Origin of the sequence: uncultured Stenotrophomonas sp. (assembly GCF_913778665.1) — a bacterium.
Classification (GTDB): Bacteria; Pseudomonadota; Gammaproteobacteria; order Xanthomonadales; family Xanthomonadaceae; genus Stenotrophomonas.
In genome coordinates, this window is the sequence record NZ_CAJYVQ010000012.1 from 115785 (window position 1) to 142073 (window position 26289).

Genomic DNA, 26289 nt, shown 5'->3' on the forward strand with positions numbered 1-26289 from the left:
GCGCACGGTGGCATTGTGGGTCCCCCCGCTTTCCCGAAGGGTCAGTAGGCAGGCTGCAAGGTCAGGTCGTGGTGATGCTCGTTCTCACCGACATGGTTCAAGCGGCCGACCAGCTCGGAGTGCTGCTTCATGCGCCCGATCTCGGTCATGATGCGGATGTCCTCATGGCGCAGTTCGCGCTTGGCGGTGACCGCCTGCTTGTAGTCCAGCACTTCCGGGTAGTGCTCGGCCAGGTCCAGCGCTTCGGCCACGTGCTCGACGCTGTCGGCCCTGGAACTGATGCGGGCGCGGCTGTTGAACGCCTTCATCCAGCGCTCGAAACCGGCCGTACGGTCGAACATGTTGGCCATGAACCAGATCACGAACAGGATCGATACCCAAGAACCGAACACGATCACCACGCGGGTGAAGGTGATATGGAAGTCGTCGCGCCACAGGTAGTTGGCGATCAGGCCCAGGATCAGCAGCGATGCCGCCTGCCAGCCGACGATGGAGGCGATCAGCCATTGGCACTTGGCCTGTGCCATCACCGCCACTTCATCGCGGATCTGCTGCTCGCTGAGATTGCGCCAGTGCGCGACCTGTTTGTCGAACGGGCTGCTGTAGAGCTCGTTGTCGCGAAGCAGAATTCCCAAACCCTTGAACAAAGCAATCATGGCTGGCTCCTTGTGGAACGTGCGTCGATCAGCATTGGACGGTGTGGCGGGCTCAGTTCTAGCACTTCCAGCGAGCCGTGCAATGGGCGCAATGCCAAGCAGCGCAAGGGGTTCGTCTGAATGGGTGAAGATTGATGCAATGCAGCATAGTGTCCGCAGCCTGCGACAGGATGTCGCAGGGTGAAACGTGCTGCGGCCGCACATGAAACCGTCGCTGAGTGCGGAGGCTCGCCGCCAGCGTCGTGATCGCCCAGAATCAGGGCCGACCGCGCAACGCGTGGCCGTGTTCCCGCCTTTCCTGGACCTGTGATGCCCGCTCTGCTGCAGCGACTGTCCCGCCCCGTCACCGCGCCAATCCGGCGTTGGGTGCTGGAGGCCTTCCCGCGTGGCCAGAGCGGCATCGATTACGACCATCCGCTGGGCGACCCGGGCTGGTTCGGCCCGGACAGCGTGACCTGGCGGCTGCATGCCGAATTCCCCTCGATGCTGGCCGGCGGGTTATGCGCGCTGATGCTGCAGACCCTGCACCCGCGCGCGCTGGCGGGGGTCTACGACCACTCCAATTTCCGCCAGGACCTGGTGGGCCGGCTGCGCCGCACCACCGCCTTCGTCGCCGGCACCAGCTACGCGCCCCGCGGCGAGGTGGAGGCACTGGTGAGCAAGGTGCGCCGCATCCATGCGCAGATCCGCGGCCAGACCGCGCAGGGCGAGCCCTACGCCGCCGATGATCCGCGGTTGCTGACCTGGGTGCACGTGACCGAAGCGTTTGGTTTCCTGCAGGGCTTCCGCCGCTACGGGCGCGCGGTGCCGGAGCCCATCGCCGATCGCTACTACGACGAGTATCGCCGGGTGGCCGAAGCACTGGGTGCGGTGGATGTGCCGCGCAGCGAAGCGGAAGTGGCGGCGTACTTCTGCGCACGGCAGCCGGAGCTGCGGGTGGACGATCGTTCGCGCGAAGTGCTGGAGGTTTTGTCCGGCGTGCGCCTGCCAGTACCGGTGCCGGGGCTTTCGCGCGAGGTGTTCCTCGGCGCCGGCGCGGCGCTGCTGCCGGACTGGGCCGACGCCATGCTGGACCGCACGGGCCGCCAGCGTGCGCAGGCCGCAGCGTCGGCGAAACTGATGCAGGGCATGGCACCGCTGTTCCGCCGCGCGCTGCCCGATGGCCTGGCCAGTCGCGCCTGCGCGCGCGTGGGTGTGGCGGTGGAGACCCTGCGCGAGTGGCCCGACGTGCCTGGGTAGGTGCCGACTTTGGTTAGCACGTCTTTCGCGCGGTGCCGCGGAAGCGCCAACCAAGATTGGCATCCACCAGAGTGGATTCCGAAGTAGATCCACGCCCTGCGTGGCTGAGGCTTTACACGTCTACCTTCAACCCACGCAACAGCAGGTCCAGCGCCGCCGTCGCCTGCGGCAGGCGGGCGTCTCCATCCTCACCCTCGGCGATCCAGAACGCAGCTTCGGCCAGGCTGCCGTAGACCAGCGACGCCAGCGCTTGTGCCTGCACCGGCGCCACCACCTGCTGCGCAATCAACTGCTCGATCAGGCGCTGCATCGACCGCACGCAGTGCTGCTGCGATTCCGGTGAAGCGCCACCGAGCACCGCGCGTGCATCGCGCAGCACGATGCGTTGGATTTCCGGTTCCAGTGCCATCTGCAGGTAGGCACGGCAGCGCTGCACGAACCCGTCCCACGCATCGTCCGCACCTTCGCTGATTGCCTGCAGGCGCGGGTCGGTCTCGGCATCGAGCTGGGCAACCACCGCTGCCAGCAGGCCCTGCTTGTCGCCGAAGTGATGGTACAGCGCGCCGCGGGTCAGCCCGGCCTGCGCAGTCAGGTCGTCCATCGAGGTGGCGGCGTAGCCGCGCTCGCAGAACACTCGGCGGGCCGTCGCCAGCAGTCTGGCGCGGGTTTCTTCCATCTCGGCGCGGGTACGACGAACCATCCGGAGCTCCTTACATACGTAGTGCATGATTATTTACATACGTGACGTATGAATGTAGCCTCTTATACATACGCTCTGTATGTATTGTCCTGGCGCCGCCTGCGTCAGGCAAGTCATGGCCCTGGAGACCCCGATGGCTACCCCCTACCGCGACCTCTTCGCCGCCCCCGGCACCACCGGGCTTGCCTTGGCCGGGTTGCTGGCCCGCCTGCCGCTGCCGATGACCGGCATCGGCATCATCACTCTGCTGTCGCAGCTGCGCGGCAGCTATGCGCTGGCCGGCGCCGTGTCGGGTACCTTCGTGCTGACCTATGCGCTGCTGTCGCCACAGGTGTCGCGCTGGGTCGATCGCCACGGCCAGGCGAGGGTGCTGCCGTGGGCGGCCGCAGCCAGCGCGATCGGCCTGCTGGTGCTGCTGGCCTGCACCGTGCTGGCCGCGCCGGCCTGGACGCTGTTCGCCGCCGCGGTGATGGCCGGCAGCATGCCCAGCGTGTCGGCGATGGTGCGCGCCCGCTGGACCGCGATCCATCGCGGTCGCCCGCAGCTACAGACGGCGTATTCGTTGGAGACCGTGCTTGATGAGGTCACTTTCATCGCCGGGCCGCCGTTGTCGGTGGGGCTGTCGGTGGCGGTGTGGCCGCAGGCCGGCGTGCTGGTTGCGGCCGTGCTGCTGCTGGCCGGCGTTGCCGCGCTGGTGCTGCAACGGGGCACCGAGCCGCCGCTGCAGGCCCTCGATACTGCAACACCGCGACGTTCGCTGCTGCGGCAACCGGAGATCCGCCTGCTGGCGCTGCTGATGCTGGCGATGGGGGTGATCGTCGGCACCGTCGACATCACCAGCGTGGCCTTTGCCGAGCAGCGCGGGCAGCCGCTGGCCGCCAGCCTGGTGTTGTCGGCCTACGCCGTGGGCAGCTGCGGCGCTGGCCTGCTGTTCGGTGCATTGAACCTGCAGGTGCCGCTGCGCCGTCTGTTGCTGCTGGGTGCAGCGGCCACGGCGCTGACCGCGCTGCCGCTGCTGTGGGTCGGCAACCTGCCATCGCTCGCGATGGCGGTGCTGCTGGCCGGGGTGTTCTTCGCGCCAACGATGATCGTGGCGATGTCGCTGGTAGAGCAGTGCGTGCCGGCCGCACGGCTGACCGAGGGCATGACCTGGCTGCTGGCCGGTCTGAACATCGGTGTCGCGCTGGGCGCGGCAGTGGCGGGCCAGGTGGTCGATGGCGCTGGCGTGCGCCCGGGCTTTCGGGTCGCGTTGCTCGCCGGCACCTGCGTGCTGCTGCTCGCCGCGCTCGCGCAGCACGCGCTGCACCGCGCGCGCGTACCTGGCGGTGTTGCGGAGGCCACGCGATGAGCGCTGCTTCGCCTGCACAGTCCGCACCTGTGCCCCGTCACCCGTGGACGGCGGTGTCGGCGGTTGGCCTTGCGACCTTCGCGGTGGTCACCACCGAAATGCTGCCGGTCGGCCTGCTGACCCCGATCGCTGATGACCTGGGGGCGTCCACCGGCACTGCCGGGCCAATGATCGCGCTACCGGCCCTGCTGGCGGCGCTGTTCGCACCGCCGGTGGTGATCGTTGCCGGTGGCATCGATCGTCGCCGCATCCTGTGCGCACTGCTCGCCCTGCTGGGGGTACCGCTGGGTGCATTGATCGGCGACGCGCTGGGCTGGCGCTTCGCGTTCGCGGCGATGGCGCTGTTCAGTGCGGCGATCCTGCTGTTGCATCTTGCAGCGCTTCCCGCGTTGCCGGTGGCGGCGTCGGTACGTCCGGCGCTGTTCGTGCAGCTGCTTGGCCACCGTGGCCTGCAGCGCGGCCTGTGCCTGACCCTGCTGCTGGTGGCGGGCCACTTCGTTGCCTTCACCTATGTGCGCCGCTGCTGATCCTGCGCTCGGGCGTGGATGCCGCGTCGATCGGCGCGTTGCTGTTCGCCTATGGCATGGCAGGCATCGCCGGCAATTTCATGGCTGGGCCGCTGGCTGCCCGCCATCCGCGCGGCGTGCTGCTGGCGATCGCGTGCGGCTTGCTGCTGACGCCACTGTTGTTGCTGTGGGGGCTGGCCTACGGCGGCGTGTCAGTCGGCCTGATGAGCGGGATGATGAGGGCGGTGCCGCACGCGCTGGAGGTCGCCACCGCGCTGTACGCGGGCGTGTTCAACATCGGCATCGCGCTGGGGGCGTGGGTCGGTGGAAGGCTGCTGGACGGTATCGGCCTGCATGCCAATCTGTGGGCCGCCGCGGTGTTGGCTGCGAGCGCTCTGCTGATGGCGGCGACCCTGCGCGAGTAGGTCCACCCGATGGGTGGATTCCTACTCCGTGCCGACCAAGGTCGGCACCCACCAGAGCGAGGCATTGCGCCAACCAGGGTTGGCACCCACCCGCAAATGAAACGGGCGCCTTGCGGCGCCCGTTTCCCTTGCATCACCACACCTTGACCCGCTTGTCCGGGGCCAGGTACAGCTTCTGGCCTTCCTTCACGTCGAACGCCGGGTACCACGCGTCGATGTTGCGCACGGTCAGCGCGCGGAACTGGCCCGGTGCGTGCACATCGGTCAGCAGCGAATTGCGCAGCGCCTGCTCGCGGCTCTTGCTGCGCCAGGCCTGGGCGAAGCCGAGGAAGAAGCGCTGGTCCGGGGTGAAGCCTTCCAGGGTCTGGCCCGGCTTGCCCTGCAGCGACAGCTGGTAGGCGTCGTAGGCGGTGCCGAGGCCGGCCACGTCGGCGATGTTCTCGCCCAGGGTCAGCTTGCCGTTCACATGCACGCCCGGGAACGGCTCGTAGCTGCTGAACTGCGCGGCCAGCGCATCGCCAGCGGCGTTGAACTGCTTCAGGTCCTCGGCGGTCCACCAGTTGTGCAGCTTGCCGGTTTCATCGAACAGCGCACCGGCGTTGTCGAAGCCGTGGCTGATCTCATGGCCGATCACCGCGCCGATCGCACCGTAGTTCACCGCGTCATCGGCGGCACCGTCGAAGAACGGCGGCTGCAGGATCGCGGCCGGGAACACCAAGCGGTTCTCCAGCGGCACGTTCATTGCATTGATGGTCTGCGGCAGCATCGCCCACTCGCTGTGGTCGACCGGCTTGCCCAGCTTGGCGATGTTGCGCTGGTATTCGAACAGCTCGGCGCGCTGTGCATTGCCCAGCGCGTCATCGCGGCGGATCTCCAGGCCGGTGTAGTCGCGCCACTTCTCCGGGTAGCCCATGCCGACGGTCAGGCCGGCGACCTTGGCCTTGGCATGCGCCTTGGTCTGCGGCGACATCCACGACAGTGCATCGATGCGCTTTGCGAAGGCGGCGATGATGTTCTTCGCCATCTCGTCCGCACGCTCCTTGGTCTTGGCGTCGAAGTGCTTCTCGACGTAGCGCTTGCCGATGGCCTCGCCGATCGCATGGTTGGCATCGTCCACCGCGCGCTTCCAGCGGTCGCTCTGCTGCGGCGTGCCGCTCAGTGCGGTGCCATGGAAGGCGAAGCGGGCATCGGCGAACTTCTTCGGCAGGTAGGCGGCGGCACGGTCCAGCGCGTGGAACGCCAGGTAGTCCTTCCACACCTCCAGCGGCTCGGTGGCAACCAGCTTGGACAGGCCGGCGACGGCCTTGGGCTGCCACACGATGAAGTCCTGCTGGTCGCCCAGCGCGGCTGCATCAAGGAAAGCGTTCCAGTCCATGCCCGGTGCCTTGGCGTTGAAGTCGGCCTGGGTCCAGGGGTTGGCGCCCTTGGTCACGTCGTTGGTTTCTTCCTGGGTCGCGTGCGCCTGCGCGATCTTGGTCTCCAGCGCGAGGATGCGCTGCGCCTTGCCGGCCGGGTCGGCGACGCCGGCCAGCTGCAGCATCTGCGCGACGTACGCCTGGTACTGCTTGCGCAGCTCGGCCATGCGGCCGTCACCCAGGTAGAAGTCGCGGTCGGGCATGCCCAGGCCGCCCTGCACAAGGTAGGGAGCGGTGCGGTCCGGCTGCAGCATGTCCACCGACACCCACAGGCCGAACAGGCGGTCGGTGTAGAAGTTGGTAGCGTTCAACAGGTCGACGTCGGCGCGCATTTCGCCGCCCAGGGCACGCGCCAGGCCGGCCTTGTCGGTGATCGCATCGATCGCCTTCAGCTGCGGCTGCACCGGGGCGGTGCCGCGCTGTTCGATGCCGGCTTCGTCCATGTAGGCGGCGTAGTAGTCGCCGATCAGCTTGTCGTCACCGCTGGCCTGGTTGTTACCGGCGGCGCCTTCGAGGATGGCGCGGGTGTCGGCCAGGGTCTTTTCGGCGATGACGTTGAAGCTGCCGAAGCGCGAACGGTCGGCCGGGATCTCGGTATTCTTCACCCAGGTACCGTTGGCGAAGCCGAAGAAGTCATCGCCGGCGGCGATGCTGCGGTCCATGCCGCTGGCGTCGAAGCCGAAGCTGCCCAGCATCGGCTTGGCTGCAGCAGGAGCGGCCTCGGCCGGTGCGGCGGTGCCGGCGGCAGGATCGGCCGGGCGATCGCAGGCGGCCAGGGACAGGCTGGCAACGATGGCCAGTGCCAGAGTGGGACGGCGCAGCTTGGACATGGACTTCTCTTGCAGCGGAAAACCCCAAGTCTAATCCGCCCCGGCCCGGCTGGCCGTCCCGGGGTGCGGCCTGTCCTGTGCAGGATCTGGCTGAACGCGCGGAATCGATCTTCACGCCGCCACCGGGGTGGTGCATGCTGGCCTCTGGAGCCCTGCGCGGACTCGGGGAGGTGGCCATGCGGGGTCGGGTCAGGCGTCAAGAATGGCGTCCGCCGGCCGTTGAGGTCGGGGATGTGGAGGATTCGTTCGCGCATGAAGCCAGCCGACTGCACAAGGAAGATCGACCGATGCCCGCGCTGAAGCGGGCGTTGGCCCGGCCGTTGCGCGCCATCACCTGGGGCGGCGTGCTGCTGGGCGTGTTGCTGGTGGCCGGGTTGGCCACCATGCTGGTCAACGACCACCAGCGCCGGCTGGAGGCCGCGCAACGGCAGAGCCGCGCCCTGGCGGTGGGCAGCGAGCGGCTGCTGGCGATGGAGCTGCGCAACCTGGAGCGGGCGATGTCGGGCATTGCCGCCGATGCCGCCGAACTGTTCCGTGGTGTTCCGGCGCAGGCACCTGCGCTGCTGGATGCCTCGATCAGCGGCGTGCTGCGCCGCCATGCCGAACTGCACAGCATCGTGGTGCTGGACAGCTATGGGCGCGCGCTGACCGCCGGCAAGGGCGACTTGCAGCTGCCGTTGTGGACCGACCCGCAGCGCCGCGGGCAGGGCAGTGCGCTGTACATCGGGCCACCGCTGCGGGCCAGTGATGGTGACTGGGTGGTGCCGCTGGCGCTACCGATGGCCGACGACCGCTGGCTCTTGGCGCGGCTGCGCTGCGCCGAACTGCAGCGCATTGCCGGCGGCCTGGATGTGGGCCCCAGCGGGCTGGTCTCGATCAGCGATGCCGAGGGCTACATGCTGGCGCGCGTGCCGGATCCGCATGGCACGGTGGGGCGTCGCTACAACCTTCCGCGGCGTGACCTGCTCGGAACGCAGGCCGTGGTCGAACTGGGCAGCCTGCCCGGCGTAGTCGATGGCGTGCCGCGCATCACCACCATCAGCACGCTCGACCGCAGCCCGCTGGCGGTGCAGATCGGATTGGCCGACGAAGATGTACTGGCGCCGTGGTGGCCCTACCTGCAGGCCTCGATCGCCATCGTGCTGGCCTACATCGCGGTGCTGCTGGTGCTGCTGTATGCGGTGCGCCGCACCACGCGTCGCCAGCAGTCGATGGCCGAGGAACTGAAGGCGGGCCACGCCGAGTTGCGGCTGGCGCATCAGGTCGGCCGCGTGTGTACCTGGTACGTGGATGAAGACGCGGCGCTGCTGCGCTGGTCACCGCTGGCGCGCGAGATCTTCGGCGTGCAGACCGATGCGTTGCCGGTAGCGGATTTCTTCGCCCGCGTGCACCGCGACGACACCGTGCGCCTGCAGCAGGCGTTCGACCAGGCATTCGCCGGCGGCGCGGTGCTCGACCAGGTGTTCCGCCTGGTGCTGCCCGGTGGCGAGGTGCGCTGGGTCGGTGCGCGCGGACAGCGGGTGGAGGTAGCCGACAGCGAGCGGCGCATGATCGGCGCGCTGACCGACCTGAGCGAGCGTTACCAGGCGCGCGAACAGATGAGTGAGGTGGAGCGCCGCTTCCGGCTGCTGTTTGACCGCAATCCGGCGCCGTTCTGGGTGTTCGACCCCGATACGCTGCGCTTCATCGAGGTCAACGACGCCGCGGTGCGCCAGTACGGCTACAGCCGCGAGGAATTCCTGGCGATGAGCATTCTCGACATCCGCCCGCGCGAAGGCTGGGACGAGGTCAAGGGAGCGATCGCCAAGGCCCGCGTCGGTGAGCTGCAGGATGCAGCGGTGCGCCTGCACCGGCGCAAGGACGGCAGCGTGTTCGAAGTGCGCGCGCACCTGTCCAAGCTCGATTTCGATGGCCAGCCGGCGTGCCTGGTGCTGGCCGAGGATGTCAGCGAACGGCTGGCCTACGAGCGTGACCTGGCCTACCAGGCGCGGCACAACCCGGCCACCGGCCTGCTCAACGTGCGTGCGCTGACCGAGCAGCTGGACGAGCGGGACGAGGCCTACACCATCGCCTTCGTGCAACTGCGGGGCCTGCAGCTGGTGGCCGATACGCTGGGCCGCGAGATCGGCGATGCCGTGCTGCAATCGATGGCGACCCGGCTCGGTGGGTTGGGCGCGCGTTACGGCACGCTGGCGTTCCAGCCCGCAGAGGATTTCGTGTTCGCCATCGCCGCCGGGCACGATACCCAGCGCGTGCTGGACGACCTGCTGCAGATCGTGTCGGCGCCGATGCGCGGCAAGGATTCACTGCACCAGTTCGAGCCGCGCGTCGGCGTGGCGGTGCACGTGGCCGGCGATGGTCACAGCGCCGAACAGGTCATCGGCATGGCCGCGCAGGCCGCGCATGCGGCGCGCGCCGAGGGCAACGTGGTGGTCTGGTTCGACGCGGCGGTGACCACCCGGCTGGCGGATCGGCTGCGTCTGGCCGGACGCATCCATGCCGCCATCGACAACGAGTTCCAGCTGTACTTCCAGCCGATCCGGCACGCCAGCGATGGCAGCCCGGCGGCATTGGAAGCGCTGCTGCGCTGGCCACAGGCCGATGGCAGCTTCATTCCTCCCAACGAGTTCATCCAGCTGTGCGAGGAGACCGGGCTGATCCTTGCGCTGGGTCGCTGGGTGATCCGTGCGGCGGCCAAGGCGCAGCGGCGACTGGTCGAGGCGGGCTGGGGCGAGTTGCCGATCGCGGTCAACGTCTCGGCCGTGCAGTTCTTCAACAGCGACCTGGTGGCCGAGTTCACCCGCGCCCAGCAGGAGTTCGGCCTGGCGCGGGGCGCGCTGCATGTGGAACTGACCGAGAGCAGCCTGATGCGCAAACCGGCGCAGGCAATGCAGACCATGCAGCGCCTGCACGAGCAGGGCATCAGCGTGTCACTGGATGATTTCGGCACCGGCTATTCGAGCATGTCTTACCTGCAGCACCTGCCGCTGGACATCCTGAAGATCGACCGGAGCTTCGTGGCGGATGTGGAAACCAATCCGCGCAATGCCTCGATCTGCCGCGCATTGCTGTCGCTGGGGCACAGCATGGGGCTGACCATCATCGCCGAGGGCGTGGAGACGCCGGGGCAGCTGGACTGGCTGGCGGCACATGGCTGCGACCAGGTGCAGGGCTACCTGCTGGGACGGCCCGCACCGCTGGAGCACATCATCAACGCGTTGGATGAAGTGCCTGCTTGAGCGGTCATGCCCGCCAGCGGCCGGCTACCAGACCGAAACATGACGGTAGTGCCGGCCACTGGCCGGCAAACGCCAGACCCGGCTACACCCCGGCTTCCACCAGGTGGTCAATGAAACTGCGCACCTTCGGTGCCAGGTGGCTGCGGCTGGTGTAGACGGCGAAGATGCCGATCGGCGCGGCCTCCCATTCCGGCAGCACGCGCACCAGGCGGCCATCGGCCAGCGCGTCTTCCAGCAGGAAGTCGGGCTGCAGGATCACGCCCATCCCGGCAATCGCCGCTTCGCGCAGCACGTCGCCATTGTTGGCGTGCAGCAGGCTGCTCACTGCCACCTTCACTTCGCCACCGGGCCCCTGCAGCGGCCAGTGGTCACCGGCAGCCCAGTAGCTGTAGCTCAGGCAAGCGTGTGCCTCGAGTTCGTGCGGCGTCTGCGGCGTGCCACGCGCGGCCAGGTAGGAGGGGGCGGCACACAGGCTCACCCGCGATTCGCCCAGGCGGCGCGCGATGAGCGCCGGGCTCGGCTGGCGGGTGATGCGGATGGCCAGGTCGTAGCCTTCCTCGACCATGTCCACCAACCGGTCGGACAGGGCCAGGTCCAGCTCGACCTGCGGGAAGCGCTGGCGGTAGCTGGCCAGCAATGGCCCGAGCCGGGCGATGCCCCAGCTGACCGGTGCGTTGATGCGCAGCGTGCCGGAGGGTTCCAGCGCCTGCGCGCCGATGCTGGCTTCCAGCGCGTCGAACTCGGCCAGCAGGCGCACGCACCGGGCGTAGTAGGCGGCGCCGGCACTGGTCGGGCTGACCCGGCGCGTGGTGCGGTGGAGCAGGCGGGTGGACAGTCGCTTCTCCAGTGCGGCGACCTGGCGGGTGACCCCGGCGGTGGACATGCCCAGGGCCTGGGCAGCGGCACTGAAACCATTGCGCTCGACCACCGCCACGAAGACCCGCATCGCATCGAGGGTGTCCATTATTGCGCCTTCTGAAATAAATACGGTCAAACCATCGTATTTATCGCCCGGTGAAGGCGCAATAAGCTGCGCTTGTTCTCTCAGAGGCGCCTCCCATGCACACCCGCACCGCTCCTGTTCCGCCGCTGGCGCCCTACGGCGCCACCCTGCTGCGCCTGGCCCTCGGCGTGCTGTTCCTGGTCCACGCATTGATCAAGCTGCTGGTGTTCACGCCGGCAGGTACCGCGGCCTTCTTCGAATCGCTGGGCCTGCCCGGTGTGCTCGGTTATCTCACCATCGCGGTTGAGCTGGTCATCACCGCCGCGCTGCTGCTGGGCATCTACGCGCGCTGGGTCGGCCTGGCCGGCGTGCCGCTGCTGCTGGGCACCATCGTCACCGTGCACGGGGCCAACGGCTTCGGCTTCGCCAACGCGGGCGGCGGCTGGGAATACCCGGCGTTCTGGGCGTTGGCACTGGTGGTGCTGTTCCTGATCGGCGACGGCAAGTGGACCCTGCGTTCGCGCTGATCGCCGCCTGATCCTGCAACTGGAGAATTCCATGTCCCGTTTGCCTTCGTTGTACATCTCGCATGGCTCGCCGATGACCGCCCTGCATCCGGGCCAGGTTGGCGTGCGGCTGGCCGAGCTGGCGCAGGATCTGCCGATCCCGCGCGCCATCGTGATGGCCTCGGCGCACTGGCTGGGCCGACAGCCGCTGGTCGGCGCGCATCCGCGGCCGCCGACCATCCACGACTTCGGTGGCTTCCCGCGCGCGCTGTTTGAGCTCCAGTACCCGGCGCCGGGCGATCCTGCGCTGGCCGAAGAGGTTGCCGGCCGCATCGCTGCCGCCGGGCTGCCGGTGGCCATCGACCCGCAGCGTGGCCTCGACCATGGCGCGTGGGTGCCGTTGCGCCTGTTGCGCCCGCAGGCCGATATCCCGGTGGTGCCGGTGTCGATCCAGCCGCTGCTCGGCCCCGCGCACCAGTTCGCAATGGGGCGGGCGCTGGCGCCGCTGCGCGAGCAGGGCGTGCTGCTGGTCGGCTCGGGCAGCATCACCCACAACCTGCATGACTGGGGCGACTACCAGGACGGCAAGGAAGCGCCATACGTGCGCCCCTTCATCGAGTGGGTGGAGCAGCGGCTGGCCGCCGACGACCGCCAGGCGCTGCTGGACTATCGCCGCCAGGCGCCGTTTGCCGAGCGCGCGCACCCGACCGACGAGCACCTGCTGCCGCTGTTCTTCGCGATGGGCGCGGCGGACGAGGGCGGCTTCGGTGCACGTCGCATCGATGCCGGCATCGACGCCGGTTTCCTGGCCATGGACCTGTACCGCTTCGATGGGGCGGCATGAGCCGGGGCTGACGCCGGGCCCTTCCCGTCGTCGCGGTTGCAGCCGCATGTGGTAGTTTTTTCCGGGTTTCCGGCGCTGGCCCCCGAGCCTCCCCACGCGCCGCTTCCTGGAAGAAGCATGCATACCATTGAAGTCGTCCTGGCGATGCTGGTGGCCGTTGTCGCCAGCGGCTACCTGGTTCGTGTCCTGCCGTTCTCGTTGCCGCTGCCGCTGGTTCAGATCGGCCTGGGCGCGGTGATCGCCGGGGTGTTCAACCGCGGCCACGCGCTGGAACCGGAAGTGTTCTTCCTGCTGTTCCTGCCGCCGCTGCTGTTCCTCGATGGCTGGCGCATTCCCAAGCAGGGCCTGTTCCGCGACAAGGGTGCGATCCTCGAACTCGCCTTCGGCCTGGTGGTGTTCACCGTGATCGGCGCCGGCTTCCTGATCCATTGGCTGATTCCGGTGATGCCGCTGGCGGTGTGCTTCGCACTGGCGGCGATCGTGTCACCGACCGATCCGGTGGCGGTCGGTGCGATCGCCTCCAAGGCGCCGATCCCCAAGCGCCTGATGCACATCCTGGAAGGCGAGTCGCTGCTCAACGATGCGTCCGGCCTGGTCTGCTTCCGCTTCGCGGTGGCCGCAGTGATGACTGGCACGTTCTCGTTGGCCACGGCGTCGCTGACCTTCGTGTGGGTGGCGGTGGCCGGTCTGGCGGTGGGCGTGGCGGTCACCCTCGGTGTCTCCACCTTCCAGCGCTGGCTGTGGCGCCGCTTCGGCGAGGAGCCCGGCGCGGCGATGCTCGTCAACCTGCTCATTCCATTCGCGGCCTACCTGCTGGCCGAAGAAATCCATGCCTCGGGCATTCTCGCCGCGGTCGCCGCCGGCATCGCGATGAGCTACGTGGAACTGACCGGCCGCGTTTCCGGCAGCATGCGCGTGCAGCGCGCCGGGGTCTGGAACATGCTGCAGTTCAGCTTCAACGGCATCATGTTCGTGCTGCTGGGCGAACAGCTGCCGGGCATCGTCGAACGCGCCACCACCACCATGAACGAGAGCGGCCACCAGAGTGCGTGGTGGCTGCTGGTGTACGTGGTGGTGATCAACCTGGCGTTGATCACGCTGCGCCTGCTGTGGGTGTGGCTGTCGCTGCGCTGGAACCTGCTGCGCGCGCGGCGCCGTGGCCTGGAGCGCGGCGAGGCACCAAACTGGCGCATCGTGGTGGCGACCTCGGTGGCCGGCGTGCGCGGCGCGATCACCCTGGCCGGTGTTTTGACCCTGCCGCTGTTCCTGCCCGATGGCAGTGCGTTCCCGGCGCGTGACCTGGTGATCTTCCTGGCCGCCTCGGTGATCCTGTTCTCGCTGCTGGGCGCCAGCATCGCGCTGCCACAGCTGCTGAAGGGCCTGCAGCTGCCGGCCGATTCGGGCGAACGCAAGGAAGAGGACCTGGCGCGCCGGCTGTCGTCGAAGGCCGCGCTGGCCGGGGTCGAGCGCATGCGCCAGCAGCTGGTGATGAACCAGAACACCGAAAACGTGCAGCTGTACAACGACGCCGCGTCGCGGGTGAGCCTGCTCTACCAGCGCCACCTGGAGCGCGACAACGATGGGCCCGACGTGGACCCGGAGAAGGTGCGGCGCATGGAAATGGGCTACCGCCAGCTGCGCAGCGCCGGCCTCAATGCCGAGCGCGAGGAACTGTTCCGGCTGACCCGGCGTGGGGTGATCTCCGATGAGATCTCGCGGCGCCTGATCCGCAACCTGGACCTGCTGGAGTCTCGCAAGCGCGAGTGATGCCGGATATTGAGTCGAGCCATGCTCGACTGCTCTTGCCCCAGGCCTCATGAACCCGGAACGGAAAGCAGTCGAGCACGGCTCGACGCTACAGAAGCCGGTTATTCCGGCTTCTGGTCCAGGAAGTACGCCTCGACCTTGCCCTTGACCTTGATGGTCATCGGGTTGCCGCGGCGGTCACGGGCCTTGCCGGCCTGCACGCGGATCCAGCCTTCGCTGACCGAGTATTCCTCGACGTTGTCGCGCTCGACGTCGTTGAAACGCACGCCGACGCCGCGCTCCAGAGCCTGCGCATCATGGAAGGGGCTGGCCGGATTGATCGCCAGGTGGTCAGGAGGGGTCTCGCTCATCGCTTCATTCACAGTGACGGCCACCACGGCCGACTTCAGCGGCACAGGATAAACCGTAGAATGCCGGCCTGCCCCAAGGAGTGCCCGCGATGCCCGACAACAGCGACTATTTCGACTTCGAGGAAGACGCCCACGATTTCGACGAGGACGATTTCGAGGCGCGGGTCTGGAACCTGCTGGTGCTGATCAACCCGGGCGACGAGGAGCTGGCCCTGCAGCAGTTCAACCGCTGGCGCGAGCACCTGGCCGAGGAGGGGCAGCCGCTGGAAGCGGACAGCGACTGGCTGCCGGCGCTGTTCACCGCCATTGCCTGGCAGTCCGGTTTCGAGGTGGAGCGCGATGACCTGGAATCGCTGCAGTCGGCGGTGAACGAGCTGTCGGCGCGCTTCAACCTGCAGCTGGACTGGGGCGGCGACCTGGACGACGAGGACTTCGCCGAAGACCTGGACGGCGTGCAGCTGATGTCCACCGCCTTCGACCGCCTGCGCGAGCACAACTACACGCTGTGGAGCGTGGATGCCGGCAGCGACGGCTTCAGCGGCGTGATGGCGCTGACCCGCGACGATGACGCGATGCTGGCGCTGTGCTCGCTGCTGAACGTGGAAATCCGGCTGGGCAGCGACCCGTTCTGAGCCGGGCAGGTGGGTGCGGACCTTGGTCCGCACGCTTTGTGCGCGGGCCTACGGCCGGTATTGCGCCCTGGCGTTGGCGATCACCGCTTTGACCAGGTCGCGGTCGGCGTGCCGGGAAATCGCCCGCGCACCGAGCGCGATCGCCTGTGCACGCAGCTCGGCAGTGACGTCGTAATGGGCGCCGCTGGCCTTGTTCTGGAAGGCCCGGGGCGGAATGCCGAGCTGCGCCGCCATCGCGTGCAGCTCGGCCAGGGTGTCGGCCATCAGGTGCGCCCAGCGCTGTCCGCGCCAGGCATGCACCGCGTCATCGACGTAGACCGTCACCGCCGCGGCCGGTTCAGGCCTGCGGCTTGCTGTCGCTGTCGGCGGCCGGGGCGGCCTCGGCGTCGGCAGCAGCGGCGTCGGCCACGTCGCCCTCGGCGGCTGCGTCGTCCTCGCCGTCGGCGGCTTCGACGCCTTCGAACTCGGCGACCAGCTTGTCCAGGTACTCGTCAGCGGTCTGGCCGGACTCTTCGGCCAGGGTGTCCAGCAGCTTCTGCAGAAGCTCGGAGTATTCCAGGTTGACCTTGCGGCCTTCCTTCTCCTGCACGTTGGCCAGGTGCTTGAGCATGGCCAGCATCGGCACGGGGTTCTCGGCGTTGCCCATGGTCTGGCCGCCGATGGCCAGCAGCCACTCACGGCCCTGCAGGCCGATGGCCGCGACCACCTGGCCGTCTTCGCTGGTCAGCACGGCATGGTTCTGCACCTGCTGCTGGGCGTTCAGACGGAGGAACGGGCGCTTGCCCTGCTGCTTCTTGCGCTTGTCGCGCTTGGCCTTGGAGTTCTGGGACATGAGGTCGGGTCACCTGGAAACGGAAAGACGGCCATTGTAGCGGGTGCGCCGGGTGATGCCCCTGGTGGGTGCGGACCTTGGTCCGCACCCACGGTCTACTTTGCCTCACCCTGCGCGGCCTGTACGTCCGGATCGGCGGTGGGCGCCGACAGCCCCACCTGCGGGCCGGCGCCGGCCAGGGCAGCCGCTTCGGCGGCCTGGGTCATCACCACGATGCTGATGCGGCGGTTGATCGGGTTCTGCGGGTCGGCCTTGTCGAACAGCACCGACGAGGACAGGCCCACCACGCGGGTGATCTTGCCGTCGTCCAGGCCGCCGTCGATCAGCGCGCGCCGCGCGGCGTTGGCACGGTCAGCGCTCAGCTCCCAGTTGCCGTAGCCGTGTGCGGCCGAATACGCGGTGATGTCGGTGTGGCCGGTCAGGCTGATCCGGTTCGGCACATGGTTCAGGTAATTGGCCAGTTCGTGCAGGATCTGCTGGGTGTACGGCTTCAGCGTGGCGCTGCCGAGGTCGAACATCGGCCGGTTCTGCTTGTCCACGATCTGGATGCGCAGGCCTTCCGGGGTCAGGTCCAGCAGCAGCTGGTCCTTGAACGGCTCCAGCGCCTGGCTCTTGCTGATCGCTTCCTGCAGCTCCTTCATCAGCTGCTCCAGCTGCTGCTTGTCGCGCTGCTGCTGGTCCACCGGCTGCGGCACCGCTTCCTTCTGGTTCTGGAAGGGGTCGTTGCTGTTGCCGCGCGAGATGTCGGTGGCACCGCCCAGCTTGATCATCGAGGTACTGGCGCCGCCCGGGCCGGCCATCCCGGGTGCCGGCGTGGCGCTCTGCCCGCTCAACGGGCTGGGATTGCGGAAGTACTCGGAAATGGCGGCGCGGTCGTTCTTGTTGGTGGTGGCCATCAGCCACAGCACCAGGAAGAACGCCATCATCGCGGTCACGAAGTCGGCATAGGCGACCTTCCACGAGCCGCCGTGGTGGGCGGCGTGGCCGGCCTTCTTGACCCGGCGGACGATGACGGTGGGCTTGGTCTCGGCCATGGCTTACTTGACCGTCTTCAGGTGCTGCTCGAAATCGGAGAAGGCCGGGCGCACGTTCGACGGCAGCGTCTTGCGGGCGAACTCCAGCGCGATCTTCGGGTTGTAGCCGCGCAGGCAGGCCAGCAGGGCGGTCTTCACCGACTCGTAGATGCGGCTGTCCTGTTCGGCGCGGGCTTCCATCGCCGCCGCCATCGGGCCGACGAAGCCGTAGCCCAGCAGGATGCCGAGGAAGGTGCCGACCAGCGCACCGGCGACGTGGCCACCGACCTCGACGATGTCGCCGCCGATCGAGCCCATGGTGATGACGATGCCCAGCACCGCCGCCACGATGCCGAAACCGGGCAATCCGTCGGCGACCTTGGTCAGCACCTGCGACGGCGCCATGGCTTCGGCGTGGTGCTTTTCCAGCTCCAGTTCCAGCAGCGGCTCCAGCTCGTGCGGCTCGATGTTGCTGCCGATCATCAGGCGCAGGCAGTCGGTGATGAAGTCGATCAGGTGGTGATCGGCCTGCACCTTGGGGTAGTTGCCAAACAGCGCGCTCTCGGCCGGGCGCTCGACATGGTCTTCCAGCGCCATGAAGCCTTCGCGCCGCGCCTTGTTGAGCAGTTCGTAAAGCAGGCTGAGCACATCGATGTAGTCCTGCTGCTTGTAGCGCGGGCCCTTGAACACGCCCACCATCGCCTGCAGGGTCTGCTTGACCGTCTTGGCCGGGGTGCCGACCAGGAACGCACCCAGCGCGGCACCGCCGATGATGACCAGTTCGTAGGGCTGCCACAGCGCTCCCAACCGGCCATGTGCGCCGAGGTAGCCGCCCAGCACGCTGATGATGACGACCAGGAATCCAACGATGATGAGCATGGCGCGACGCAAGGAGCGGGGATATCTCCTTGTCGGCCCATCACCTGGTTTTCTGAAGAGGGAATTCTGTGAAATCGGTCAGCGGGGCATTTCAGCCCGCCACGCCGCTTTCGGCGCCGCCACGCTGCAACGGGTCAGGCCACGGTTCGCCGTTGCCGGTGAACGAAAGTGAGACCGAGTTCAGGCAGTGGCGCTCGTAGGTAGGCGGCGGGCCGTCCGGGAACACGTGGCCCAGATGGCTGCCGCAGCGCGCGCAGATGATCTCGGTGCGGACCATGCCGTGGCTGGTATCGCGGATCTCGCGCACATGCGCCGGGTCGAACGGGGCAAAGAAGCTGGGCCAGCCGGTGCCGGAATCGAATTTGGTGCTGGAGCGGAACAGCGGCAACGCGCACAGCCGGCAGCAGTAGACGCCCTCACGCTTGTTGTCGAGGAACACGCCACAGAATGGTGCCTCGGTGCCGTGCTGCAGCAGCACGCGGCGCTCTTCGCTGCTGAGGCCGGCGACCAGCGCCTCGGTCTGGGTGGCAGTGGGGGGCGTCAGGTCGAAGGCAGTCATGGCGGCGCTCCGTGGGGTCGATGGCCTGGGGATGCGAGCAGACGTGGGGGTGGCGGCGGCACCTTGCAAGTGTGATGGCCGTTGGCGATGGCCGTTCATGGCCGGCACACGGGGGCAGGCGCATGGTGAAGCCGATCCACGCTGGAGCGTGCCATGAAACCAGCCCTTCCCTTGCTGTTGAGCGCCCTGCTGCCCGCGCTGGCGCTGGCCCAGGTGCCGACTGCCGACCCGACCGCCACCCGCAGCAGCACCACCGTGGCGCCCGCACCGGTGCCACCGCCGCCACAGGCCGCCCGCCCGCAGCCGCAGGTGCTGCCCTCGCCGCAGCCGGCGCAGCCGATCAAGTCCACCGGCCCGGCCCAGGTTGCGCCGATGGCGGTGCCGAAGCCGGCCGACAAGGTCTACGACCGCAACGGGCGCATCCTTCCCGGGGTGCGCCCGGCCGGTCCCAACCGTGTGTTCGATTCGCGCACCGGCCGTTACTACGACAGCGTGCCGCAGGGCGACGGGCAGCAGGTCCGGTAGCGCCGGGCGGTGTAGCTGAACTGTGGAAAACAGCATCCCGGCGCTCACTGCTTTTTCGCCTGCGATTAACCGATCCGGGACCACTTTGGCTGTGCGCCGGCATTCCGCCGCCGCTTCTCCTTTGTCCATTGGATCGCGATCATGAAAAACCAGCAGAACCGTCATCCCGGCAAGGAACCGCAGGGCCGCAACCCGCAGCAGCAACAGCAACAGCAACAGCAGCAGATGGATCAGCAGCAGCCGCACAAGAGCGGCAAGCAGCAGGAACAGCGTTCGCAGAAGCACCCGCAGCAGCGCTGACGGATCTGGGGTCAGAGCTCTCGCTACGGGATCTGACCCCGTGCAGCACCCTGGCCGGGGTCGGATCCCGCGCAGCGGGCTCTGACCCCACCCCCCAACCGGCTCAGTCCGGAATCGGCAGGCTCAGCGTCTCCTTCACCTCTTCCATCACGATATAGCTCTTCGACTCACGCACATGCGGCAGCGTCAGCAGGGTGCTGCCGAGCAGCTTGCGGTAGGACGCCATCTCGCTGATCCGTGCTTTCAGCAGGTAATCGAAGTCGCCCGACACCAGGTGGCACTCCAGCACGTTGGGCAGCTTCAGGGCGGCGCGGCGGAACTCCTCGAAGATGTCGCCGGACTTGTAGGCCAGGCTGATCTCCACGAATACCAGCAGGCTGGCCTTCAGCGCGGCCGGGTCCAGATGCGCGTGATAGCCGGTGATCACCCCTTCGCGTTCCAGCCGTCGCACGCGCTCGGTGCACGGGGTGGTCGACAGGCCGACCCGCTCACCCAGTTCGGTGAAGGAGATGCGGCCTTCGGCCTGCAGGATGCGCAGGATCTTGCGGTCGATCTTGTCCAGTTCGCGGGTGCGGGTGGCCATGGCCGTCAACCTTGGGGAATGAATTGCAGGAGAACATCCTGACGGTTGATTTTAAAACAGGCAAATCAACTGGCATTGGCTGTCTATACTTCCCCAATTGTGGTCCCGGCACGCTTCAGTGCAGGGAATGATCGGGTTGGAGAAATCCCATGCGAGTCCTAGTTCTTGGCAGCGGCGTGATCGGCACCACCAGTGCCTGGTACCTGCGACAGGCCGGGTTTGAAGTCACGGTCATCGACCGCCAACCCGGCCCGGCGCTGGAGACCAGCTTCGCCAATGCCGGCCAGTTGTCGTTCGGCTATACCTCGCCGTGGGCGGCTCCGGGTGTGCCGAAGAAGGCGATCGGCTGGCTGTTCGAGAAGCATGCACCGCTGGCGATCAAGCCGGGCATGGACCTGGCCCAGTACCGCTGGCTGTGGCAGATGCTGCGCAACTGCACCCACGAGCGCTATGCGATCAACAAGGCGCGCATGGTGCGCATGTCCGAGTACAGCCGCGACTGCCTGAACGAGCTGCGCGCGCAGGTCGGCATCGCATTCGAAGGCCGCGACCTGGGCACCACCCAGCTGTTCCGCACCCAGCAGCAGCTGGACGCCTCGGCGCAGGACATCGAGATCCTGGCCCAGTACGGCGTGCCGTACGAGGTGCTCGACCGCGCCGGCATCATCCAGGCCGAACCGGCCCTGGCCCACGTCGACGGCCTGGTCGGCGCGCTGCGCCTGCCGCGTGACCAGACCGGCGACTGCCAGCTGTTCACCCGCCGCCTGGCGCAGATGTGCGTCGATGCCGGCGTCGAGTTCCGTTTCGACCAGGACATCACCGGCCTGGAGTTCGAGGGCGACCGCGTCACCGGCGTGCGCATCGGCGGCAAGCTGGAAACCGCCGACCGCTTCGTGGTCGCGCTCGGCAGCTACTCGCCGGCACTGGTGGCACCGCTGGGCATGCGCCTGCCGGTGTACCCGCTGAAGGGCTACTCGCTGACCCTGCCGATCACCGACCCGGCGATGGCGCCGACCTCGACCATCCTCGACGAGAGCTACAAGGTGGCGGTGACCCGCTTCGACGACCGCATCCGCGTCGGTGGCATGGCCGAAGTGGCCGGCTTCGACCTGTCGCTGTCGCAGCGCCGCCGCCAGACCCTGGAGCTGGTGGTCAGCGACCTTTACCCGAAGGGCGGCGACCTGTCGCGCGCGCAGTTCTGGACCGGCCTGCGCCCGGCCACCCCGGACGGCACGCCGGTGATCGGCGCCACGCCGTTCCGCAACCTGTACCTCAACACCGGCCACGGCACCCTGGGCTGGACCATGGCCTGCGGCTCGGGCCGCTACCTGGCCGACCTGATGAGCGCGCGCCAGCCGCAGATCAGCACCGAAGGCCTGGATATTTTCCGCTACGGCCAGTACGGTCACGCCCCGCAACATGAGAACCGCACATGCGTCCTGCCCGCGCGCTGATCGATCTGGGCGCCCTGCGCAGCAACTACCGCCTCGCCCGTGAACTGGGCGGTGGCAAGGCCCTGGCGATCATCAAGGCCGATGCGTATGGCCATGGCGCGGTGCGTTGTGCACAGGCGCTGGAAGGCGAGGCCGATGGCTTCGGCGTGGCCACCATCGAGGAAGCGCTGGAGCTGCGCCAGGCTGGCATCCGTGCGCCGATCCTGCTGCTGGAAGGCATTTTCGAGCCCAGCGACATGGCGCTGGTGGCAGAGCATGATTTCTGGTTCGCGGTCGGCTCGCCGTGGCAGCTGGAAGCGTTGGCCGGCTTCGACAGCCCGCGCCCGCTGACGGTGTGGCTGAAGCTGGACAGCGGCATGCATCGCCTCGGCCTGGACGTGGACCGCTTCCGCGCCGCGCATGCGCGACTGTCGGCGCTGCCGCAGGTCGAGCGCATCGTGCTGATGACCCATCTGGCGCGCGCCGACGAACTGGACAGTGAACGTACCCACGAGCAGGCCGCGACCTTCGCCCGTGCCATCGATGGCCTGGAGGGCGAGACCAGCGTGTGCAATTCACCTGCGCTGCTGGGCTGGCCGGATGTGCGCAGCGACTGGGTGCGCCCGGGCCTGATGCTGTACGGCGCCAACCCGCTGCCTGAGGCCTCGGAGATCACCGCGCGGCTGCGCCCGGTGATGACCATGCAGTCGAAGGTCATCGCCGAGCGCTGGATCGAGGCCGGCGAGCCGGTCGGTTACGGCGCGCGTTTCGTTTCCAAGGCACGCACCCGCGTCGGCGTGGTTGCGCTGGGTTATGCCGATGGCTATCCGCAGTTCGCCCCGAACGGGACTCCGGTGCTGATCGACGGCCAGCCCGGCGCGCTGATCGGCCGCGTGTCGATGGACATGCTGACCGTGGACCTGACGGCGCATCCGCAGGCCGCGGTGGGCAGCGTGGTGGAACTGTGGGGCAGTGCGCCGACGTTGGCGGAACTGGCACCGCGTTGTGGCGTAAGCGCCTATCAGCTGCCGTGTGCGGTCAAGCGCGTGGCCAAGGTGTACGTGTAGAGCCGAGCCTGCGCTCGGCTCCGGGAACGCGTGGCGATGCCGGTCAGCGGCCGGCACTACCGGAAGCCGCAGGAAGCGCCGAGCCATGGGCGGCACCATGAAGGCATGCCGACCCGGACGGCGCCCGCCGCGGGATCGTGTTGCCTGGCCTTACCGTGCGGCGGTGGCCTGGCTGGTCAGCTGCCGCTTCACCCAGTCATTGAGCAGGCGCTTCTCGTAGCGCAGCGGATCGCTGTCGCTCAGCAGCCCGCCGCCCTGCAGGTAGCCGGTGTCGCTGAGGCGGGCGTCGCCTTCACTGATGATGCGGCCGCTGGCGTCCTTCAACGTGTACTGCAGGGTGATCCGCGGCGGGTAGATGTCGCGCATGACCCTGATGTCACGTCCGCGCGGGCCGTGCCAGGGCTCGTAGTCGCCGGCACGCTTGATGTCGACCAGGGTCACGTCCAGCGTCTGCCCCGGCAGCAGCGGTTTGGCTGCGGTGGTCTGAAGGTAGCGCGCCAGCTGTTGTACCCAGTCGCCGCGTTCGGCCTCGAAGCGGTTGCTGCTCTGCCGGATTTCGGTGAATTTGGCCGGATCGTCCCATTTCACGCTGACCGGGCCATCGGCCTGCAGCGCCCGGGGCGCTTCGGGATCGGTCACGGTGCGCGGCGCGGCGATGGCACCGGCCGCCACCAGGACGCCTGCAAGCAACAGCGCAGTAGCAAGTGAGCGTTTCATGACGGTCTCCTGCGTCCCACGTGAGGGGACGATGTTGATCACAGATCGAGTGTGATCCCGCTCAGAGACCATCGCAATGGCCGATTACGTCATGCGCAAGAGTGGTTGCCGCCAATTCATTGTCGTCAACCGTGACTGACGGCGCTTGACGCTGTGAATACGCTCTCTGGAAGATGCTGTGTCTCCAACTTGGCCTGTCCACACGCCCTTGTCCACACTGCCGCCCCTAGTGGAGCGCCCACCGATGATGGTGCAGGCGTCCGAACCCGACCTGCATCACGGCGTGCTTGAGCGCATCAACGCCGGTTTCTGCGTGATCCAGGTGCTGTTCGAGGGCGACCGTGCGGTGGACTACCGCTTCCTCGAAGTCAACGATGCCTTCGAACGCCATACCGGCATGAAGGATGCGCGCGGCAAGCGCATGAGCGTGCTCGAGCCGCAGCACGAGGAAGACTGGTTCCGCATCTACGGTGAGGTCGCGCGCAGCGGCCGCCCGGCGCAGTTCGAGATGGAAGCGCGTGCGCTGGGCCGCTCGTTCGCGGTCGATGCGGTGCGCGTGGGCCGGCCGGGCGAGGACAAGGTCGGCATCCTGTTCTTCGACATCACCGCCCGCAAGCAGATGGAAGTGGAGCTGGGCGAGAGCGAAGCCCGTTTCAGTGCGCTGGCCGACGGCCTGCCGATGCCGGTGTGGGTGCTCGACGAGCGCGGCCACGCCCGTTTCGTCAACAGCGCCTTCAGCGAGTTCTTCGGTGGCGATGAGACGCGCGTGCCGGAAGATGTCTGGCGTGGGCTGGTACATCCGGACGACGCGTCGGTGTTCGAGTACGAGCTGCAGGAAGCGCTCAAGGCGCAGCGTTCGATGCATGCGTTGGTGCGTGCCCGCCGTGCCGATGGCCAGTGGCGCTGGCTGGAGATGAACGCCCGCCCGCGTTTCTCGCGGATGGGCCGCTTCATCGGCCTGGCCGGCAGCAGCCCGGACGTCACCGAACGCCGCGAGATCGAACTGGCGCGCGAGGAGCTGCTGCAGTCCGAGCGCGCCGCACGCAGCGCGGCCGAGAACATGGCCCGCCTGAAGGACGAATTCCTGGCCACGCTGTCGCATGAACTGCGCACGCCGTTGACCACCATCCTGGGTTGGAGCGAACTGCTGCTGCAGCGCGTAGACAGCACCAGCCCGCTGTTCAAGGGCCTGAACGTGATCGCCAACAGCGCCGGTGCGCAGAAGCGGCTGATCTCGGACATGCTCGACCTCAGCAGCATGCTGCTGGGCAAGGTGCAGCTGGAAGTGGAAGTGGTGGACCTGCAGCTGCTGCTCAGCGAGTCGGTCGGTGCACAGGAGCTGGTGGCCGAAGGCAAGGCGCTGGACGTGCACCTTCATTTGCCCGAGCAGCCCAGCCTGGTGCTGGGTGATGCCACCCGCCTCCAGCAGGTGTTCTGGAACCTGTTGTCGAACGCGATCAAGTTCACCCCGGCCGAAGGCCGCATCGATCTGCAGCTGCGGGCCGATGGCAATCACTGGGAAATCACCGTAAGCGATACCGGCGACGGCATTGCGCCGGAATTCCTCAACCATCTGTTCAGCCGTTTCCGCCAGGCCGACGGCACCACCACGCGCCGTCATGGCGGCCTGGGCCTGGGCCTGGCGATCGTGCAGCAGCTGGTCGAACTGCATGGCGGTACCGTGTCTGCCGCCAGTGATGGTCATGGCCACGGTGCCACCTTCACCGTGCGCCTGCCGCAGCACTATCCCGACGCCGAGCGCCGCCCGCTGCGCGAGGTGTTCAGCGGCCCGATCCTGGAGCCGGCGCTTGTCGAGCCGTATCCGCTGCGCGGCACGCATGTGCTGGCGGTGGAAGACCAGCCGGAAGTGCTGGAGTACCTGCGACGCATGCTGGAAGAGCAGGGGGCCAGCGTGTCGGCAGCCAGCTCGGCCGGCGAAGCATTGGCACTGCTGGCCGACAATGGGCACCTGCAGTACCACGTGATGCTGACCGACATCGGCATGCCGGGTATGGATGGCTATGGCCTGGTGCGCACGCTGCGCGAGGACATGGGCGTGGACGCGGCGACCCTGCCGGCGGTCGCAGTGACTGCGCTGGCGCGTGCCGACGACCGTCGCCGCGCGCTGGCATCGGGTTTCCAGGAGCATGTGGCCAAGCCGTATTCGGTGGCACAGCTGGTCGCCGCCGTGCGCAAGGTGCAGGCACCCCGCGCCGACAACGCGCTGCACTGAAACTTCACGGCCGATCGGTGACCCTGCATGCAGGAGGTCACCGATGTCCCGCACAGCTCCCCGTATCCATACCGACCCGGCGCAGATCGCGCGCCTGGAAGCCCTGCTGCCGCAGCTGGAAGGCGAAACGCAGGTGCAGCTCACCCTGCACGACGGCCGTCGCCTGCTGGGCACGGTGGCAGTGAAGCCGACCGTACAGCAGTACCGCAACGAGGCCGGCGATGAAGGCAGCAACGGCCAGCTGAGGCTGGACGACTACGACGCACCGGTGCAGCAGCATCACGTCTGGCTGGACGAAATCGCCAGCGTCGACAGGCTGCCGCCGAAGGTCTGACGACATCATCCACGCATGGCGTGGATCTACTGATGGAATGCGCCATACCTCGCGCCACATCCACGGTACGCAGTAGATCCGCGCCACGCCTGGATGAGCGCATCTAGCCCACGCCACGCGTGGCCGCCGCCGCATCAATGCTCGAACAGCGTCGGCGTGGCCTCGAACCGGCGCGCATAGGCACGTTCTTCCGCTACCCGGGCAACCTCGGCATCGGCCAGATCGGGCGCTCCGTATACCGCATAGGCCACGCTGCCGTCGGCGCCATGGCCGATCTGGTGCAGCCGGTAGCGCGAGTGGCCGCCGCCGGTGTCCTCGGGGTAATGCACGGGCGGATGGCTGCCTTCCAGGTCCATTTCACTGTTGTCGACCACGCCACCGACGAACAAGGCTCGCATGCAGGTTCTCCTGGGT

At 67.8% G+C, this 26289-nt stretch carries 26 protein-coding genes and 1 pseudogene; 14 read left to right on the top strand and 13 right to left on the bottom strand.

Annotated elements, in window-relative coordinates; all coding sequences use genetic code 11:
* Positions 1–41: 41 nt before the first annotated feature.
* Entirely contained in the window at positions 42–656 is a 615-nt protein-coding gene (locus QZ853_RS18210) for a hypothetical protein (protein ID WP_295576767.1), read from the bottom strand.
* 309 nt (positions 657–965) lie between these two features.
* Here QZ853_RS18210 and QZ853_RS18215 point away from each other — a divergent pair, with 309 nt between their 5' ends.
* Entirely contained in the window at positions 966–1895 is a 930-nt protein-coding gene (locus tag QZ853_RS18215) for an oxygenase MpaB family protein (RefSeq protein WP_295576776.1), read from the top strand.
* A gap of 112 nt (positions 1896–2007) precedes the next feature.
* Here the strand turns inward: QZ853_RS18215 and QZ853_RS18220 are convergent, their stop codons facing one another.
* Positions 2008–2595, bottom strand: coding sequence for a TetR/AcrR family transcriptional regulator (locus QZ853_RS18220; RefSeq protein WP_295576784.1), 588 nt, complete (start codon positions 2593–2595; stop codon positions 2008–2010).
* Positions 2596–2728: 133 nt separating this feature from the next.
* On the opposite strand from QZ853_RS18220, the gene QZ853_RS18225 reads away from it, so the two are divergent.
* Positions 2729–3943: an MFS transporter gene (locus tag QZ853_RS18225; RefSeq protein ID WP_295576788.1), complete on the top strand. Its 1215-nt coding sequence runs from the start codon at positions 2729–2731 to the stop codon at positions 3941–3943.
* A pseudogene (locus QZ853_RS18230) lies at positions 3940–4874 on the top strand (MFS transporter). The gene QZ853_RS18225 and the pseudogene QZ853_RS18230 overlap by 4 nt, the downstream one beginning before the upstream one ends.
* Before the next feature lie 133 nt (positions 4875–5007).
* Here the strand turns inward: QZ853_RS18230 and QZ853_RS18235 are convergent.
* Positions 5008–7119 carry a M13 family metallopeptidase gene (locus tag QZ853_RS18235; protein ID WP_295576803.1) on the bottom strand — a complete coding sequence of 704 codons (2112 nt, stop codon included), beginning with the start codon at positions 7117–7119 and terminating at the stop codon, positions 5008–5010.
* A 176-nt stretch (positions 7120–7295) separates the two neighbouring features.
* On the opposite strand from QZ853_RS18235, the gene QZ853_RS18240 reads away from it, so the two are divergent.
* Positions 7296–10358, top strand: a complete 3063-nt coding sequence (locus QZ853_RS18240; RefSeq protein WP_295576805.1) for an EAL domain-containing protein — start codon at positions 7296–7298, stop codon at positions 10356–10358.
* An 82-nt stretch (positions 10359–10440) separates the two neighbouring features.
* Here the strand turns inward: QZ853_RS18240 and QZ853_RS18245 are convergent, their stop codons facing one another.
* Positions 10441–11322 carry a LysR family transcriptional regulator gene (locus QZ853_RS18245; RefSeq protein WP_295576807.1) on the bottom strand — a complete coding sequence of 294 codons (882 nt, stop codon included), beginning with the start codon at positions 11320–11322 and terminating at the stop codon, positions 10441–10443.
* Positions 11323–11417: 95 nt separating this feature from the next.
* Here QZ853_RS18245 and QZ853_RS18250 point away from each other — a divergent pair, with 95 nt between their 5' ends.
* The 3 genes from QZ853_RS18250 (at position 11418) to QZ853_RS18260 (ending at position 14418) form a co-directional block, all read left to right on the top strand.
* The gene (locus QZ853_RS18250) at positions 11418–11828 is read left to right on the top strand and encodes a DoxX family protein (RefSeq protein ID WP_295576809.1); all 411 of its coding nucleotides are present in this window, start codon (positions 11418–11420) and stop codon (positions 11826–11828) included.
* A 31-nt stretch (positions 11829–11859) separates the two neighbouring features.
* Entirely contained in the window at positions 11860–12651 is a 792-nt protein-coding gene (locus tag QZ853_RS18255; RefSeq protein ID WP_295576811.1) for a class III extradiol ring-cleavage dioxygenase, read from the top strand.
* Positions 12652–12768: 117 nt separating this feature from the next.
* Positions 12769–14418, top strand: coding sequence for a Na+/H+ antiporter (locus QZ853_RS18260; RefSeq protein WP_295576813.1), 1650 nt, complete (start codon positions 12769–12771; stop codon positions 14416–14418).
* Between the two features lie 101 nt (positions 14419–14519).
* On the opposite strand, the gene QZ853_RS18265 is transcribed toward QZ853_RS18260, so the two are convergent.
* Positions 14520–14768 (bottom strand): DUF3297 family protein, encoded by a 249-nt coding sequence (locus QZ853_RS18265; RefSeq protein WP_197583234.1) that lies wholly within the window; start codon positions 14766–14768, stop codon positions 14520–14522.
* A gap of 89 nt (positions 14769–14857) precedes the next feature.
* On the opposite strand from QZ853_RS18265, the gene QZ853_RS18270 reads away from it, so the two are divergent.
* On the top strand, positions 14858–15400 hold the full coding sequence (locus tag QZ853_RS18270) for a hypothetical protein (protein ID WP_295576815.1): 543 nt from the start codon (positions 14858–14860) through the stop codon (positions 15398–15400).
* Between the two features lie 48 nt (positions 15401–15448).
* On the opposite strand, the gene QZ853_RS18275 is transcribed toward QZ853_RS18270, so the two are convergent.
* From QZ853_RS18275 to msrB, 5 genes are all read right to left on the bottom strand, one after another.
* A complete protein-coding gene (locus tag QZ853_RS18275) occupies positions 15449–15724 on the bottom strand; it encodes a DUF4031 domain-containing protein (RefSeq protein WP_295576823.1) in 276 nt (91 codons plus the stop codon).
* A 13-nt stretch (positions 15725–15737) separates the two neighbouring features.
* Positions 15738–16232 carry a hypothetical protein gene (locus tag QZ853_RS18280; protein ID WP_295576830.1) on the bottom strand — a complete coding sequence of 165 codons (495 nt, stop codon included), beginning with the start codon at positions 16230–16232 and terminating at the stop codon, positions 15738–15740.
* 95 nt (positions 16233–16327) lie between these two features.
* The gene (gene motB, locus QZ853_RS18285; protein WP_286070818.1) at positions 16328–17266 is read right to left on the bottom strand and encodes a flagellar motor protein MotB; all 939 of its coding nucleotides are present in this window, start codon (positions 17264–17266) and stop codon (positions 16328–16330) included.
* A 3-nt stretch (positions 17267–17269) separates the two neighbouring features.
* A complete protein-coding gene (gene motA / locus QZ853_RS18290; RefSeq protein ID WP_008264562.1) occupies positions 17270–18124 on the bottom strand; it encodes a flagellar motor stator protein MotA in 855 nt (284 codons plus the stop codon).
* Positions 18125–18215: 91 nt separating this feature from the next.
* Positions 18216–18683 carry a peptide-methionine (R)-S-oxide reductase MsrB gene (msrB, locus tag QZ853_RS18295; RefSeq protein WP_295576848.1) on the bottom strand — a complete coding sequence of 156 codons (468 nt, stop codon included), beginning with the start codon at positions 18681–18683 and terminating at the stop codon, positions 18216–18218.
* Positions 18684–18836: 153 nt separating this feature from the next.
* On the opposite strand from msrB, the gene QZ853_RS18300 reads away from it, so the two are divergent.
* Together QZ853_RS18300 and QZ853_RS18305 are read left to right on the top strand one after the other, a co-directional pair.
* Positions 18837–19208 (top strand): classical arabinogalactan protein 4, encoded by a 372-nt coding sequence (locus QZ853_RS18300; RefSeq protein ID WP_295576850.1) that lies wholly within the window; start codon positions 18837–18839, stop codon positions 19206–19208.
* A gap of 141 nt (positions 19209–19349) precedes the next feature.
* Positions 19350–19508, top strand: coding sequence for a lana protein (locus tag QZ853_RS18305; RefSeq protein ID WP_295576852.1), 159 nt, complete (start codon positions 19350–19352; stop codon positions 19506–19508).
* A gap of 103 nt (positions 19509–19611) precedes the next feature.
* Here QZ853_RS18305 and QZ853_RS18310 read toward each other — a convergent pair whose 3' ends face one another.
* Positions 19612–20091: a winged helix-turn-helix transcriptional regulator gene (locus tag QZ853_RS18310; RefSeq protein ID WP_295576854.1), complete on the bottom strand. Its 480-nt coding sequence runs from the start codon at positions 20089–20091 to the stop codon at positions 19612–19614.
* Between the two features lie 149 nt (positions 20092–20240).
* Here QZ853_RS18310 and QZ853_RS18315 point away from each other — a divergent pair, with 149 nt between their 5' ends.
* Positions 20241–21545 (top strand): D-amino acid dehydrogenase, encoded by a 1305-nt coding sequence (locus QZ853_RS18315; protein ID WP_295576857.1) that lies wholly within the window; start codon positions 20241–20243, stop codon positions 21543–21545.
* Positions 21524–22591: an alanine racemase gene (gene alr / locus QZ853_RS18320; protein WP_295576859.1), complete on the top strand. Its 1068-nt coding sequence runs from the start codon at positions 21524–21526 to the stop codon at positions 22589–22591. Before QZ853_RS18315 ends, alr begins: the two co-directional genes overlap by 22 nt.
* A 150-nt stretch (positions 22592–22741) precedes the next feature.
* Here the strand turns inward: alr and QZ853_RS18325 are convergent, their stop codons facing one another.
* Positions 22742–23308 carry a DUF3016 domain-containing protein gene (locus QZ853_RS18325; protein WP_295576861.1) on the bottom strand — a complete coding sequence of 189 codons (567 nt, stop codon included), beginning with the start codon at positions 23306–23308 and terminating at the stop codon, positions 22742–22744.
* Positions 23309–23552: 244 nt separating this feature from the next.
* On the opposite strand from QZ853_RS18325, the gene QZ853_RS18330 reads away from it, so the two are divergent.
* Both QZ853_RS18330 and QZ853_RS18335 read left to right on the top strand, forming a co-directional pair.
* On the top strand, positions 23553–25541 hold the full coding sequence (locus QZ853_RS18330) for an ATP-binding protein (protein WP_295576862.1): 1989 nt from the start codon (positions 23553–23555) through the stop codon (positions 25539–25541).
* Positions 25542–25584: 43 nt separating this feature from the next.
* Entirely contained in the window at positions 25585–25875 is a 291-nt protein-coding gene (locus QZ853_RS18335; protein ID WP_295576864.1) for a DUF3247 family protein, read from the top strand.
* 134 nt (positions 25876–26009) lie between these two features.
* On the opposite strand, the gene QZ853_RS18340 is transcribed toward QZ853_RS18335, so the two are convergent.
* On the bottom strand, positions 26010–26273 hold the full coding sequence (locus QZ853_RS18340; RefSeq protein ID WP_295576866.1) for a hypothetical protein: 264 nt from the start codon (positions 26271–26273) through the stop codon (positions 26010–26012).
* Between the last annotated feature and the right edge of the window lie 16 nt (positions 26274–26289).